The 14,866-nt window shown below is 69.8% G+C and carries 11 protein-coding genes; 9 read left to right on the top strand and 2 right to left on the bottom strand.

Annotated features, from left to right (window positions below; genetic code table 11):
• Nucleotides 1-81: 81 nt before the first annotated feature.
• On the top strand, nt 82-1,266 hold the full coding sequence (gene moeZ / locus DFR74_RS10540; protein ID WP_067510056.1) for an adenylyltransferase/sulfurtransferase MoeZ: 1,185 nt from the start codon (nt 82-84) through the stop codon (nt 1,264-1,266).
• A gap of 295 nt (nt 1,267-1,561) precedes the next feature.
• Nucleotides 1,562-2,413, top strand: a complete 852-nt coding sequence (locus DFR74_RS10535; protein ID WP_067510181.1) for a TIGR02569 family protein — start codon at nt 1,562-1,564, stop codon at nt 2,411-2,413.
• 154 nt (nt 2,414-2,567) lie between these two features.
• Here DFR74_RS10535 and DFR74_RS10530 read toward each other — a convergent pair whose 3' ends face one another.
• Nucleotides 2,568-4,049 (bottom strand): MFS transporter, encoded by a 1,482-nt coding sequence (locus tag DFR74_RS10530; protein WP_067510054.1) that lies wholly within the window; start codon nt 4,047-4,049, stop codon nt 2,568-2,570.
• Nucleotides 4,050-4,302: 253 nt separating this feature from the next.
• Nucleotides 4,303-4,974, bottom strand: a complete 672-nt coding sequence (locus DFR74_RS10525; RefSeq protein WP_067510051.1) for a FadR/GntR family transcriptional regulator — start codon at nt 4,972-4,974, stop codon at nt 4,303-4,305.
• Nucleotides 4,975-5,039: 65 nt separating this feature from the next.
• On the opposite strand from DFR74_RS10525, the gene DFR74_RS10520 reads away from it, so the two are divergent.
• The 7 genes from DFR74_RS10520 to DFR74_RS10490 all read left to right on the top strand — a co-directional run bounded on the left by DFR74_RS10520 (nt 5,040) and on the right by DFR74_RS10490 (nt 14,721).
• Nucleotides 5,040-6,320, top strand: coding sequence for an MFS transporter (locus DFR74_RS10520; RefSeq protein ID WP_067510179.1), 1,281 nt, complete (start codon nt 5,040-5,042; stop codon nt 6,318-6,320).
• A gap of 133 nt (nt 6,321-6,453) precedes the next feature.
• A complete protein-coding gene (gene putP, locus DFR74_RS10515) occupies nt 6,454-7,950 on the top strand; it encodes a sodium/proline symporter PutP (RefSeq protein ID WP_067510049.1) in 1,497 nt (498 codons plus the stop codon).
• Nucleotides 7,951-8,208: 258 nt separating this feature from the next.
• A complete protein-coding gene (locus tag DFR74_RS10510; protein ID WP_084537763.1) occupies nt 8,209-9,657 on the top strand; it encodes a nitrate/nitrite transporter in 1,449 nt (482 codons plus the stop codon).
• Nucleotides 9,658-9,683: 26 nt separating this feature from the next.
• Nucleotides 9,684-12,245, top strand: a complete 2,562-nt coding sequence (gene nirB, locus DFR74_RS10505; RefSeq protein ID WP_067510046.1) for a nitrite reductase large subunit NirB — start codon at nt 9,684-9,686, stop codon at nt 12,243-12,245.
• 64 nt (nt 12,246-12,309) lie between these two features.
• On the top strand, nt 12,310-12,705 hold the full coding sequence (gene nirD / locus DFR74_RS10500; RefSeq protein ID WP_067510045.1) for a nitrite reductase small subunit NirD: 396 nt from the start codon (nt 12,310-12,312) through the stop codon (nt 12,703-12,705).
• A 4-nt stretch (nt 12,706-12,709) separates the two neighbouring features.
• The gene (locus DFR74_RS10495; protein WP_067510044.1) at nt 12,710-13,975 is read left to right on the top strand and encodes a uroporphyrinogen-III synthase; all 1,266 of its coding nucleotides are present in this window, start codon (nt 12,710-12,712) and stop codon (nt 13,973-13,975) included.
• On the top strand, nt 13,972-14,721 hold the full coding sequence (locus DFR74_RS10490) for a sirohydrochlorin chelatase (protein ID WP_067510177.1): 750 nt from the start codon (nt 13,972-13,974) through the stop codon (nt 14,719-14,721). Before DFR74_RS10495 ends, DFR74_RS10490 begins: the two co-directional genes overlap by 4 nt.
• The last annotated feature ends 145 nt before the right edge of the window (nt 14,722-14,866 follow it).

Raw genomic sequence — 14,866 nt, 5'->3', positions numbered from 1 at the left:
CGGCGCGATAATCGGGAAGAACGGCCCGCTCGCGCGCGTTGCACCACGCGATCGGCCAATTCGATTCGAGGAGTCCTGGACGTGTCATCACCGAAGTCCCTGCCGCCGCTGGTCGAACCGGCCGCCGAGCTGAGCAAGGACGAGATCGCTCGCTACAGCAGGCATCTGATCATCCCGGATGTGGGTGTGGACGGGCAGAAACGTCTGAAGAACGCGAAAGTGCTCGTGATCGGCGCGGGCGGCCTCGGCTCGCCCGCCCTGCTGTACCTGGCCGCCGCCGGCGTGGGCACGCTCGGCATCGTGGAATTCGACGAGGTGGACGCCTCGAATCTGCAACGGCAGGTGATCCACGGCCAGTCCGATATCGGTCGTTCCAAGGCCGACAGCGCGCGCGATTCCATTCTGGAGATCAATTCCGGCATCGACGTGCGGCTGCACAAGTTCCGCCTCGAACCCGAGAACGCGGTCGAATTGTTCCGCGAGTACGACCTGATCCTGGACGGCACCGACAATTTCGCCACCCGCTATCTGGTGAACGACGCCGCCGTGCTGGCCGGCAAGCCGTACGTGTGGGGTTCGATCTACCGGTTCGAGGGCCAGGCGTCGGTGTTCTGGGAGGACGCGCCCGACGGCCGCGGCATCAACTACCGCGATCTGTACCCCGAGGCCCCGCCGCCCGGCATGGTGCCCTCCTGCGCCGAGGGCGGCGTGCTCGGCGTGCTGTGCGCCTCCATCGGCTCGATCATGGTGACCGAGGCCATCAAGCTGATCACCGGCATCGGCGACCCGCTGCTGGGCCGGCTCATGGTCTACGACGCACTCGACATGACCTACCGCACCATCAAGCTGCGCCGTGACCCGGAGCGTCAGCCGATCACCGAGCTGATCGACTACGAGGCGTTCTGCGGTGTGGTGTCCGAGGAGGGCCAGGCGGCCGCGGCGGGATCCACCATCACGGCGACCGAGCTCAAGGAGTTGCTGGACGCGGGCAAGGAGATCGAGCTGATCGACGTGCGCGAGCCGGTGGAGTGGGACATCGTGCACATCGAGGGCGCGAAGCTGATCCCGAAGGACCGCATCCTGTCCGGTGAGGCGCTGGCCGAACTGCCGCAGAACCGCCCGATCGTGCTGCACTGCAAGACCGGCATCCGCTCGGCCGAGGCGCTGGCGGTGCTCAAGAGCGCGGGCTTCGCCGACGCCACGCACGTGCAGGGCGGCATCGTGGCCTGGGCCCGCCAGGTCGACACCAGCCTGCCCGTCTACTGACACCGCCGCGGTGGCCCGCGCGCCGGGCCGCCGCGACCGTCCACCCCGCGTTGCAGTCGAGGTGGACGGTCTGGAAAACGTCACCCTCGTGGCGGTCCCGATCCGGTCGGCGGCCGATCCGCCCACCGGGAACAGGCCAGTACCGACTGAGATGGTGGACGCCGAACACGGCGCCGGCGCGGGCCGCCGGGAGTGCGAGATCGGTGAGCGGATGGCCGGCGAGGACGGTCACCGGCGCGACTCGGTACCGGCGCGGCGTCCGAATTCCGCCGTTGACCGGCGGTACCGTACGGCCGTGACTTCTGTGGAACCTCCCGAGCACGTGCGCGCCACGTTCGGTCTGCGCGAAGTGACACCCGTCCCGCTCAATGACTGGGACGGTGGCTGGCGGTGCGGTGACGTGGTGCTGAGCCCGGTGGCCGATCACGCGCGCGCGGCGTGGTCGGCGAAGGTCCGCGAGACGCTGAAGGTGGACGGATTGCGGCTGGCGCGGCCGGTGCGCGCGACCGACGGCCGCTACGTCGTCTCGGGTTGGCGGGCCGATACGTACCTGGAGGGCAGCCCGGAACCCCGCCACGACGAGGTGGTCTCCATCTCGCTGCGCCTGCACCAGGCCACCTCGCGGCTGGAGCGCCCACGCTTCCTGGTGCAGCCGCCCGTCGCGCCGTGGGTCGACGTGGACATCTTCGTGGCCGCCGATCGCGCGGCCTGGGAATCGGTGCCGCTGCGCAGTCTGCGCGCGGGCGGCGCGGTGCTGCCCACCTCGCCCGACGGGCAGCGCAGCATGGAGCTCATCGGCCAGTTGGCCACCCTGCGCAAACCGGTCCACACACCGGCGCAACTGGTGCACGGCGACCTGTTCGGCACGGTCCTGTTCGCCGGGCAGTACACGCCAGGGCTCACCGACATCACCCCGTACTGGCGGCCCGCGGGCTGGGCGGCGGGGGTGATCGTGGTGGACGCGCTGTCGTGGGGCGGGGCCGACGACGGTTTGGTCGACCGCTGGGCGGATCTGCCGGAGTGGCCGCAGATGTTATTGCGCGCGGTCATGTTCCGGCTCGCGGTGCACGCGCTGCATCCGCGTTCCACCCCGGAGGCGCTGCCCGGACTCGCGCGCACCGCCGATATGGTGCGGTTCCTGCTGTAGTGAAAACCGTTGCCGGGCAACAACTTGCATACGAACACACCGAATGCCGCCGGGAAGGAAGACTTCCCGGCGGCATTCGGGTCTCACCGGGCGCGCCGCCGGCCGCCGGCGTCGCGATCATCCGAGGGGTTCGGTCCCGGATGCCCGGTGCGACTTACACGTTCGCGTAGGCGAGCGAGGAGATCCGGCCCACCGCGAACGAGGACCGCAGGTAGAAGAACCAGGTCACGCCCGCCATCACCACGAACGTGGCCGCGTAGGCCCAGAACGCGGGCGACATGCTGCCGAAGTTGATGTTCGACAGGCGCAGCGCCTGCTGCAGCAGGTAGCCGCCCGAGGCGCCGATCGCGCCGATGACGCCGATCGCCGCACCCGCCTGCCGCCGCGCCGACGCCGCGGCCTCGGCGATGTCCGTGCCGTGCTCGGAGGCGTACTTCTTGGCCTCCGCGCTGAAGATCGACGGGATCATCCGGTAGGTGGAGCCGTTGCCGATGCCGGTCAGGATGAACAGCGCCAGGAACGCGGTCAGGTAGAGCGGGAAGCTCTTCAGCTCCAGCGCCGCCAGGATGGCGACCGCCGCCACGGCCATGCCGCCGAACACCATCACGGTGATCTTCGCGCCGCCCACCTTGTCGGAGATCCAGCCGCCGAACGGACGGCTGAACGAGCCCACCAGCGCGCCGAGGAAGGCCAGGTTGCCCAGGGTGGTGATCCAGCCGATATTGGCCAGGCTCGGGAAGTTCGCCTTGATCAGCGTCGGGAACGCGAACGAGAAACCGATGAACGAGCCGAAAGTGCCGATGTAGAGGAACGACATGATCCAGGTGTGCCGGTTGGTGAGCGCCAGCTTGTAGGACTTGCCGTCGGACTTGGCCGTGCTGATGCTGTCCATGTAGCGCAGTGCGCCGAACGTGGCGACCAGGATGAACGGCACCCAGACCAGCACCGAGAGCGTGATGCCGAACCGGTAGCCCGCGGCGTCCTTGGCCATGATGTGCGTGCCGAGCGTGATCAGCAGCGGCAGCACCAGCTGGGTCTGCGCGACGCCGAGGTTGCCGCCCGCGGCGTTGATGCCCAGTGCCGCACCCTTTTTGCCCTCGGGGAAGAAGAACGAGATGTTCGCCATCGACGAGGAGAAGTTGCCGCCACCGAAACCGGCGAGCGCGGCCAGCACCATGAACACCCACATCGGCGTCCCGGGCTGGTTGACGAACCAGGCCAGGCCGAGCGTCGGGATGAGCAGCATGGCGGCGCTGAACGCGGTGAACGCGCGCCCGCCGAAGCGCGGGATGGCGAAGGTGTACGGAATGCGCAGTGCCGCACCGACGAGCGTGGGCGTGGAGGTCAGCAGCAGCGCGTTGCTGACGGCGGTCGGGTTGCCCTGGCCGAGACCGGCGAGGAAGGGGAATCCGGCCGCGCCCATGCTGGTGACGACGGTGCCCCAGATGACCCACACGCTGAATCCGAGATTCTCGGCGAACACCGAGAAGATGAGATTCTTGCGCGCGGTGAGTTTGCCACCCGATTCCCAGAATTTCTCGTTGTCCGGTTCCCAGTGATCCAGCCAGCGGCCGCGCTTCTCGTGGGTGAACGCGGTGTCCGGCGTCTGGCCGGTGGCAGCGACTGTGGCGGTCATCGGCTTCCTCTCGATTCGATCTCGACCGACCCTCATCGCGGCACCGTCGCGCCGTTGCGACGTTGTTCGTCTCGGGATTCGCCCCTCGCCCCGGAATCGGGTGGAGCCGTCGAGTTGCCTTAGTACGGTCGAGACAAAAGTAGAAGCCCGTTGTTGCGTCCCCGTGGCCTTCGGTGACGTTCCCGGCAAATCCGACTCACATCGTGGGATCGGCCGCGGAGAGGGTTTTCCTGCGTGCCCGACCGGTCGGAATTCAGCGCGCGTCGGGATATTCGGCGATGAGCGAGCCGAGGAAGCAGCTCGCGGCCTGCGAGGCGCGCTCGCCGTCGCCGTCGATGACGGCCTGCACGAGCTCGTTGTGCTCGGCGTCGTAGGAGTCGTCGGACTTCGAGGTGCGCGAACGGATCACCTGTTCGATGGTGGGCAGCAGCGAATCGTAGAACTCGAGGTACACGGCGTTGTGGCTGGCGACCACGATGGCGCGGTGCAACTCCACGTCAGCGGCGATGGCCGTGGGAATGTCGTCGTCCCAGTGGTTGCTGCGCTCGGCGAGCAGGCGGCGCAGGGTGGCGATATCGGACTCGTCGCGGCGCTGGGCCGCCAGCGCCGCGGCGGTGGTGTCGAGCGCCAGGCGCAACTCGAGCACATCGCGCTCCTCGGCGTCGGCGAAGAACTTGCCGAGCGTGCCGCCGACCTCCGAGGCCGCGATCACATAGGTGCCCGAGCCCTGGCGGCGTTCCAGCACACCCGCGTGCACGAGCGCCTGCACCGCCTCGCGCACGGTGTTGCGGCCCGTCCCGGTGAGCTCGGTGAGCTCCGGTTCGGTGGGGATGCGGGAGCCGATGGGCCAACGGCCGGAACGTATTTCGGCACGCAGCTGTTCGGTTACCTGGGCGATGAGGCTGGTGCGCCGGACTGGTTGCACGGCAATAGGGTACCGCCCGTCACAAACGGTTGCCTCCGATCATGGGGTCATCCTATGATTTCTCGGTGACAGCGACCCTCCCCGATGCCCCGAGCCAGGACACCGTCGATATCGCCGCGCGCCGTCGCGCGCTGCTGGAGGGGCGACTACTCGTCCTCACCGCGATCGTCATGTCCGCGCTCGTGCTGCGCGTCGCCGTCACCGCCTACAGCCCGCTGGCCGAACGCATCGGCGCCGACATCGGCTATTCCACCGCCGTCGTCGGCGTCTTCGGCATGATTCCCACCGCGATGTTCGCGGTCTCGGGCCTGCTGACCCCGCTGATGGTGCGCCGCCTCGGCCTGGAGCGCACCGCGCTGGCCGCGATGCTCATGGCGGGCGCGGGCATGCTCATCCGTTCGCTCATGCACGGCACCGGCGAGCTGCTGGTGTTCTCGGCGCTGGCCCTCGGCGGCATGGGTATCGGCAACGTGGTGATCCCGCCGCTGGTCAAGCGGTACTTCCCCGACCGGCTCGCGGTGATCAGCTCCCTTTACATCACCATGGTGCAGCTGGGCACCGTCTTCCCGGCGCTGGTCGCGGTGCCCGCGGCCGACCACTTCGGCTGGCGCGTGTCCGTCGGCATGTGGGCGTTGCTCGGCTTCGCCGCGGCGGTGCCGTGGATCGCGGTGCTGCGCAGCCGCGAGGGCCGTGACCGCGACGACGTCACTGCGCTGCCCACCGAGCCGGGCGCGGCGGCGGGCCGGGTGTGGCGCTCGCCGCTGGCCTGGGGCATGGCGGGCATGTTCGGCATGACCTCGCTGACCACCTACGCCATGTTCGCCTGGCTGCCGCGCATCCTGGGCGACGCCGGCGCGAGCGACGCCTTCGGCGGCACCATGGTCGGCCTGTTCGCCCTGGTCGGACTCGTCGCCGCGTTCACCGCGCCCACCCTGGTCGCGCGGTACCGCAACCCGTTCCCCATCGTGCTGGGCTGCGCGGTCTTCTTCTTCGCCGCCTTCGCGGGCCTGCTGATCGCGCCGATGGCCGCGCCCGTGCTGTGGGTGGTGCTGCTGGGCTTGGGCCCGAGCACTTTCCCGATGGCGCTCACCCTGATCAACCTGCGCACCCGCACCCCGCGCGGTTCGGCCGCGCTGTCCGGCTTCACCCAGGGCGTCGGCTACGCCGTGGCCTGCCTGGGCCCGCTGCTGTTCGGCATGCTGCATACCGCCACCGGCGGCTGGCTCGCCCCCTTCGCCATGCTGAGCGTCGCGGTGCTGGTCCTGCTCCTCGGCGCCTGGCAAGCCTGCAAACCGCGCCTGCTGGAGGACACCTGGGGCAAACGGGAGCCGGTCGTCGCGGCGTAGGTTCCCCAGGACACGTCCGAGTCGCTAACCGGCGATGCGCCGTGGAAGAACCCCGGGCTGGGATACCGTAACCGGACAAACCTCCCGCCGATCTCGCCGGAGCCCGCGCGGCCACCGGGGTAAAGGGGGCAGCGTGTCCGACCGGACCCTGCAGATCATCGCGCTGGTCGTGTACTTCGGGGCGATGGTCGCCATCGGTGTCTACGCCTACCGCAAGACGGTCGACCACGAGGGCTACATGCTGGCGGGCAGGCAGCTGCCGCCGTGGACCGCCGCCCTCAGCGCGGGCGCCTCCGATATGTCGGGCTGGCTCATGATGGGCCTGCCGGGCGCCATCTACGCCGCGGGCCTGATCGAGGCGTGGATCGCCATCGGCCTCACCATCGGCGCCTACCTCAACTGGCGGTTCGTCGCGCCGCGGCTGCGCGCCTACACCGAGGTCGCGCGCAACTCCATCACCATCCCCAGCTTCTTCGAGAACCGGCTGCACGACGACACCCGGCTGCTGCGCGTGGCCGCGGGGACCATCGTCCTGGTCTTCTTCACCTTCTACGTGTCCTCGATGCTGGTCGCGGGCGGTGAGTTCTTCCGGCTCGCGTTCGGCACCTCGTATCTGAGCGGCATGCTGATCGTCGCCGCCGTGACCTTGGCCTACACGCTCATCGGCGGCTTCCTCGGCGCGTCGCTGACCGACGTGGTGCAGGGCACCATGATGCTGCTGGCGCTGCTCGTGGTGCCCGTCGTGGCGATGGTCGCGGTGGGCGGGCCCGGCGCGACGGTCGACGCGATCCGGGAGGTGGACCCCGCCCGGTTGTCCTGGCTGGGCGGCGGCTCGTTGACGGCGGCCACCGTGGTGGGCATCCTCTCTGCGGCCGCGTGGGGCCTCGGGTACTTCGGGCAACCGCACATCATCGTGCGCTTCATGGCGATGCGCAGCGCCGAGTCGGCGGGACCGGCCCGGCGCATCGGCATGACGTGGATGATCGTGTCGCTGGCCGGCGCGGTCGCCTGCGGCCTGGTCGGGATCGCGTACTTCTCGACCAGCGGCGAATCCCTGGACAATCCCGAGCATGTGGTGCTGGCGCTCTCGCAGCTGCTGCTGCATCCGCTGATCGTCGGTTTCGTGTTCGCGGCGGTGCTGGCGGCGATCATGAGCACGGTGTCGAGCCAGCTGATCGTCTGTTCCTCGGCATTCGTCGAGGATCTGTACCACGTCTTCGGCCGGGAGAGTTCCCAGCGCACGCTGCTGACGCTGGGCAGGGTGTGCGTGCTGGTGGTCGCGGTCATCGCCGGGCTGCTCGCGATCTCGCCGAGCGGCACCATCCTCGAACTCGTCGCGTTCGCGTGGGCCGGTTTCGGCGCGTCCTTCGGCCCGGCCGTGCTGCTGTGCCTCTACTGGCGCAAGCTCACCAACTGGGGCGCGCTCGCCGGTATGGTCGCCGGTGCGCTGACCGTCATCCTCTGGTCCGCCTACGGCCCCGACATCTACGGCGTCGCCCTCTACGAGATCGTCCCCGGCTTCCTCGTCAACGTGGTCGTCTCGATCGCCGTCAGCCTGGCCACCTACACCCCGGACACCGGAATGGACGACGAGTTCGACCGCGCGGTGGACGTCGCCCACGCCCGCTAGCCGCGGCGATCGGGACGTAGCTGTTGCGGTGTCGCCGCCCCGGGCGCATGCTGTGCACGTCACATCTCACGCGGTTTTCCGGCGGGGTCGGCTGTTTGTCACTCGCGGAAACCGTTGTGTCACATGCCCGAAACATTCGAAGGGGCTCACCTCGCTGACCGGAGCGAGGTGAGTAACCGTTGATTTGACGGTCATCTACCGCAGCATTACGGCAATACCTGTTTCCTACCGTTGGGCCAACCGGAATTTGGGAGGCCCTTGTTGAGCACGCTGACGCGTAATCGCAACATTGAGCAGTGGGACGCCGAAGATGTCGCCGCCTGGGAGGCGGGCGGCAAGGACGTCGCCAAGCGCAACCTGATCTGGTCGGTGGTCGCCGAGCACATCGGATTCTCCGTGTGGTCCATCTGGTCGGTGATGGTGCTGTTCATGCCCGCCGACCAGTTCGGCATCGATCCCGCGGGCAAGTTCTTCCTGGTCGCGGTGCCTACGCTGGTCGGTGCGGTGCTGCGCATCCCGTACACGGTCGCCACCGCGCGATTCGGCGGCCGCAACTGGACCATCTTCAGCGTCCTGGCGCTGCTGATCCCGACGCTGCTGACGCTGTACTTCATCAACCAGCCGGGCACCTCGTACACCACGTTCCTGGTCATCGCGGCCTTCGCGGGCTTCGGCGGCGGCAACTTCGCCTCCTCGATGACCAATATCAACGCCTTCTACCCCCAGCGGCTCAAGGGCTGGGCGCTGGGCCTGAACGCGGGCGGCGGCAATATCGGCGTCCCCGTCATCCAGCTGCTCGGCCTGCTGGTGCTGGCCACCCTGGGTGCCGAGTACGCATCGGTGATCTGCCTGATCTACCTGGCCCTGATCGCCGTCGCCGGCTTCGGCGCCGCGCTCTACATGGACAACCTGCCGAGCCAGAAGGCCAACCTCTCGTCCATGGTCGACGCGCTGCGGGTGCCGCAGTCCTGGGCCATCGCCTTCCTCTACATCGGCACCTTCGGGTCGTTCATCGGCTACAGCTTCGCGTTCGGCCAGGTGCTGCAGCTCAACTTCGTCGCCGGTGGTGACACCGCCGCCCAGGCCGCCGTGCACGCCGCGTCCATCGCGTTCATCGGCCCGCTGCTCGGTTCGCTGGCCCGCCCCTACGGCGGCCGCTGGGCCGACCGGTTGGGCGGTGCGAAGGTCACGCTGTTCACCTTCGCCGTCATGATCGGTGCGGCTGTGCTGGTCGGGCTGGCGAGCGCCCTCGGTGACGGCGCGGGTCGCCCGACCGGTGTGGTGATGGTGGCCATGGTGGCCGGCTTCATCGCCCTGTTCGTCATCTCCGGCATCGGCAACGGCTCGGTCACCAAGATCATCCCGTCGGTGTTCGAGGCCAGGTCCAAGTCGCTGCCCGTGCGTCCGGCCGAACAGTCGGCCTGGTCGCAGAACACCGCCGGCGCGCTCATCGGTTTCGTCGGCGCCATCGGCGCGCTGGGCGGGGTCGGCATCAACCTGGTGCTGCGCTCGTCCTACGCCTCGACCAGCTCCGCGACCACCGCGTTCTGGGTCTTCACCGCCTTCTACGTGGTGTGCGCCGCGGTCACCTACCTGGTGTTCCTGCGCCGCCCCGCCGCCACCGACTCCGACGTGGTCGTCGAAGCCGAGGCGCTCGTCCTCGAAGCCGAGGCCGCCGCGTCGTCCAGCCCGTCGGCTCGCGCCTGACGCCGAACCATCCCAGGGAGGTCACTATGAACCCCACCGTCGATCCCACTCGGCGCAAGACCGCGGTGGTCGTCGGCCACGGCATGGTCGGACACCGCTTCGTCGAGGCCCTGCGGTCCCGCGACGAGGACGCCACCTGGCAGATCGTGGTCCTCAGCGAGGAGCAGCTGCCCGCCTACGACCGCGTCGGCCTGTCGTCCTACGTGGGCGCCTGGGACCCCAGCGCGCTGGCGCTGCCCGGCAACGAGTACGCCGGTGACGAGCTGGTGGAGCTGCGGCTGGGCCACCGGGCCGAGAGCATCGACCGCGAGGCGCGCAAGGTGCTCACCTCCGCCGGTGACACCCTCGCCTACGACGCGCTGATCCTGGCCACCGGCTCCTACGCGTTCGTGCCGCCGGTCCCCGGCCACGACCTGCCGGGCTGCTACGTCTACCGCACCATCGAGGATCTCGACGGCATCCGCGCCACCGCCGAGGCGGCCGGTCCCGGCGCGCGCGGCGTGGTGGTCGGCGGCGGTCTGCTCGGCCTGGAGGCGGCCAACGCGCTGCGCCTGCTCGGCATGACCCCGCACGTGGTCGAGTACAACAACCGGCTGATGCCCGCCCAGGTCGACGAGGGCGGCGGCGCGATCCTGGAACGCCTGGTCACCGATCTCGGCCTGAACGTGCACACCGGCGTCGGCACCTCCTCGATCGAGGAGACCGAGGGCGGCCTGCGGGTCACCCTCTCCGACGAGACCGTGATCGACGCCGCGATGGTGGTGTTCTCCGCGGGCGTGCGCCCCCGCGATCAGATCGCCCGCGACGCCGGCCTCGAGGTGGGCCCGCGCGGCGGCATCATCACCGACCTGGGGTTGCAGACCTCGGACCCGAACATCTGGGCCGTCGGCGAATGCGCCGCGGTCGAGGGTGTCTGCTACGGCCTGGTGGCCCCCGGCTACTCCACCGCCGAGGTGGTCGCCGACCGCCTGCTCGGCGGGCAGGGCGAGTTCCCCGGCGCGGACATGTCCACCAAGCTCAAGCTGCTCGGCGTGGACGTGGCCAGCTTCGGTGACGCGCACGCCACCACCGAGGGCGCGCTGTCGGTGGTGCTGCACGACGCGGCCAAGGGCACCTACGCCAAGCTGGTCGTCTCCGACGACGCGAAGATCCTGCTCGGCGGCATCCTGGTGGGCGACGCGTCGGCCTACTCGGCGCTGCGCCCGCTGGTCGGCCGTCCGCTGCCCGCCGACCCGGCTTCGCTCATCTCCCCGGCCGGCGCGGAGCTGGGCGCCGACGCCCTGCCCGACGAGGCGCAGATCTGCTCCTGCAACAACGTCAGCAAGGGCTCCATCTGCGGCGCGATCGCCGACGGCGCGTGCGATGTGCCCGCCATCAAGAGCTGCACCAACGCGGGCACCTCCTGCGGCGGCTGCGTGCCGATGCTGAAGAAGCTGCTCGAGCAGTCCGGCGTCGAGGTCTCCAAGTCGCTGTGCGAGCACTTCAGCCAGTCGCGCGCCGAGCTGTTCCAGATCGTGCAGGTCACCGGCATCCGCACCTTCTCGGGCCTGATCGCCAAGCACGGCAAGGGCTCGGGCTGCGATATCTGCAAGCCGACCGTCGCCTCGATCCTGGCGTCCACCTCCAGCGATCACATCCTCGACGGCGAGCAGGCCGCGCTGCAGGACACCAACGACCACTTCCTGGCCAACATGCAGAAGAACGGCACCTACTCGGTGGTGCCGCGGATGCCCGGCGGCGAGGTCACCGCCGAGCAGCTGATCACCATCGGCGAGGTGGCCAAGGAGTTCGACCTCTACGTCAAGGTCACCGGCGGCCAGCGCATCGACCTGTTCGGCGCGCGCGTCGAGCAGCTGCCGCTGATCTGGAAGCGCCTGGTGGACGCGGGCATGGAGTCCGGCCACGCCTACGGCAAATCGCTGCGCACGGTCAAGAGCTGCGTCGGGTCCACCTGGTGCCGCTACGGCCAGCAGGACTCGGTCGGCATGGCCGTGCTGCTCGAAAAGCGTTACCGCGGACTGCGTTCCCCGCACAAGCTGAAGCTGGCGGTGTCGGGCTGCGCCCGCGAGTGCGCGGAGGCGCGCGGCAAGGACGTCGGCGTCATCGCCACCGAGAACGGCTGGAACCTCTACGTCGGCGGCAACGGCGGTCTCACCCCGAAGCACGCGGTGCTGCTGGCCGGCGAACTCGACGACGAGACGCTGATCAAATACATCGACCGGTACCTGATGTTCTACATCCGTACCGCCGACCGGTTGCAGCGCACCGCGCCGTGGCAGGAGGCGCTGGAGGGCGGCATCGAGTACCTGCGGCAGGTCATCTGCGAGGACAGCCTCGGCCTCGCCGAGGAGCTGGAGTCGGCCATGGCCAAGCACGTCGAGGGCTACAAGGACGAGTGGGCGGCGGTGCTCGAGGACGAGAACAAGCTGTCGCGCTTCGTGTCGTTCGTCAACGCGCCCGCCGAGGCCGACCCGACCATCGCGTTCGACGACAGCGGCGAGCGGAAGGTGCCCGTGCTGTTGGGCGTGCCACAGATCGCCGTCGGGGCGGCGCGGGTGGGAGACAACACCGCGACGCACGGGAAATAGCCGCTTAACCGTGTGGAAACAGGACGCCGGTACCAATGGGTAAGGCGTTCGGAGGAGGAACCCGATGACCGTGATCGATACACCCAGCATTTCCCCGGCTACGGCCACCGGTTGGACGCAGGCGTGCCGACTCGACTACCTGATCCCCGGCCGCGGGGTCGCGGTGTTGCTGAGAGGTGGCCAGCAGGCCGCGCTCTTCCTGCTGGGCGACGGCGCCCTCTACGCGGTCGGGAACATCGATCCGTTCGGCCGGGCGGCGGTCATGTCGCGCGGGATCGTCGGCGACCGCGGCGGCGTGCCCATCGTGGCCTCGCCGCTGCTGAAGCAGGCGTTCTCGTTGCTCGACGGACGCTGCCTGGACGACGCATCGGCGGCGCTGCCGGTGTACGCGGTGCGTGTGGACGACGGCATCGTTTCGATTTCCAACGAGCCCGCCGCGCTCGACGCCTCGGACGGATGAACATATGACGACAATCGACGCCGGCGCGTCCCTGGCCGGCTTCACCGTCGGTGTCACGGCGGCCCGGCGAGCCGAGGAGTTCGCCACGCTGCTCACCAGGCGGGGCGCGTCCATCGTGTCGGCTCCGGCCATCCGGATCATTCCGCTGGCCGACGACACCGAACTGGAGCGGGTCACCCGCACCCTGGTGGCCCAGCCGCCGCAGATCACGGTGGCCACCACCGGTATCGGCTTCCGCGGCTGGATGGAGGCCGCCGAGGGCTGGGGCCTGGCCGAGGATCTGCGCGCCACCCTGGGCGCCACCCGGATGCTGGCCCGCGGCCCGAAAGCCAAGGGCGCCATCCGCGCCGCCGAACTGCGCGAGGAGTGGTCGCCCGCGTCGGAGTCCTCGGCCGAAGTGCTCGACCACCTGCTCGCCGAGGGCGTGGAGGGCGTACGGATCGCGGTGCAGTTGCACGGCGCCACCACCGAGTGGGAGCCGGTGCCCGACTTCTGTGAGGTATTGCGTTGTGCCGGTGCGGATGTCGTGCCGGTGCCGGTGTATCGCTGGATCCCGCCCGAGGATCAGGGCCCGATGGATCAGCTGATCGAGCTGATCGTCACCGCCGGACTGGACTGCGTGACGTTCACCAGCGCGCCCGCCGTGGCCTCGATGTTGATGCGCGCCAAGGAAACCGGTCTGCTCGAGGGTGTGCTGCACGCCCTGCGCGGCCGGGTGCTGGCGGCCTGCGTGGGCCCCATCACCGCCGCCCCGCTCGAAGAGCTCGGCGTGCCGACCTCGATGCCGGGCCGCGCGCGGCTCGGTGCGCTGGCTCGCCACGTCGCCGAGGAACTGCCCCGGCGCGCCAGCCGGATTCACGCCGCCGGGCACATCATCAGTGTGCGCGGCGCGTGCGTGGTGGTCGACGGTGAGGTGCGCCAGCTCGCGCCCGCGCCGATGGCGCTGATGCGCTCGCTGGCCCGCCAGCCCGGCCGCGTGGTGTCCCGCGAGGACCTGCTCGCCGCCCTGCCCGGCGGCGGTGACGACACGCACGCCGTGGAAACCGCCATCGCCCGCCTGCGCGCGGGCCTGGGCACGCCGAAGGCGATCCAGACCGTGGTCAAGCGCGGCTACCGGCTGGCGCTGGACGCCGCCGACTGCGATCCGGTGCCGCGCGACCTGACGTCCCCGCACGCGCAGCCGCCCGCGCACACCCGCCCGGCCGCGCCCGGCATCGGCAACCCGGTCCGTTCGCCGCGCTACGCGCCCCAGCCGATGGGGTCGTGGTGAACGCCCCCGCGCTGGTGCTGGTCGCGCACGGCACGCGCAGCACCAAAGGCGTCGAGATGATCGCCGCGCTCGCCGAGGCGGTCGCCCGTGAGCTCGGCGCGCCCGCGGGCGCCGCGATTTCGGGGCGCGGCGCCCGCGTCCCGGCGGTGCGCACGGCGTTCGTCGACGTGCTCGGCCCGTCGCCCGCCGAGGTGTTGCGGGATCTGGACGCCAGCGCGGAAACCGTTCCCGCCGTGGTGGTTCCGGCGTTCCTCGCCTCGGGCTACCACGTCTACCAGGATGTGCCGCGCGAGGTGACCGAGAGCGCTCATCCGGCCGCGACCGTCACCCCGGCGATGGGCCCCGATCCGGCGCTGGCCGCGATCATGGCCATGCGCCTGCGCGCGGCCGGGTGGCGTCGCGGTGACGCCGTGGTGTTCGCCGCCGCCGGCTCATCGGACTCCCGTGCGCGCCAAGATGTCCGGCGCGCGGCCGCGATGCTGGCCGAGCGCCTCGGCGCGCCGGTGCGCATCGGTTACGTGGCGACGGGTGCGCCACGTGTGCCCGAGGTTGTCGCGGAATTGCGTGAGTCCGGTGCGCGCCGCGTGTTCATCGCCTCGTATCTGCTCGCGCACGGGTTGTTCCAGCAGCGCTTGCACGAGGCGGGCGCCGACGGGGTAGCCGAGCCGATCGGCGTCCACCCGGCGGTGGTGCGCCTTATTGCCGACCGCTACCGCGCGGCAGCCCACCCGCCTCTCCGCGTATAAGGCGGCGGCTGCGTCAGGCGCGGACGTCGGTTCGCTGCCGTCTCCGGAATTCTGCTGGGCGGAGTCAGCCGGTACCCGGCGAGTTACCCATGTGCTGGCGAAACCAGTTGTTGCCTTGGGTAACTCGCCGAACGCCTGCAAACAC

The sequence above is a fragment of the Nocardia puris genome, from assembly GCF_003315035.1.
GTDB classification, from domain to species: domain Bacteria; phylum Actinomycetota; class Actinomycetes; order Mycobacteriales; family Mycobacteriaceae; genus Nocardia; species Nocardia puris.
This window is presented reverse-complemented; position numbering and strand designations above follow the sequence as displayed.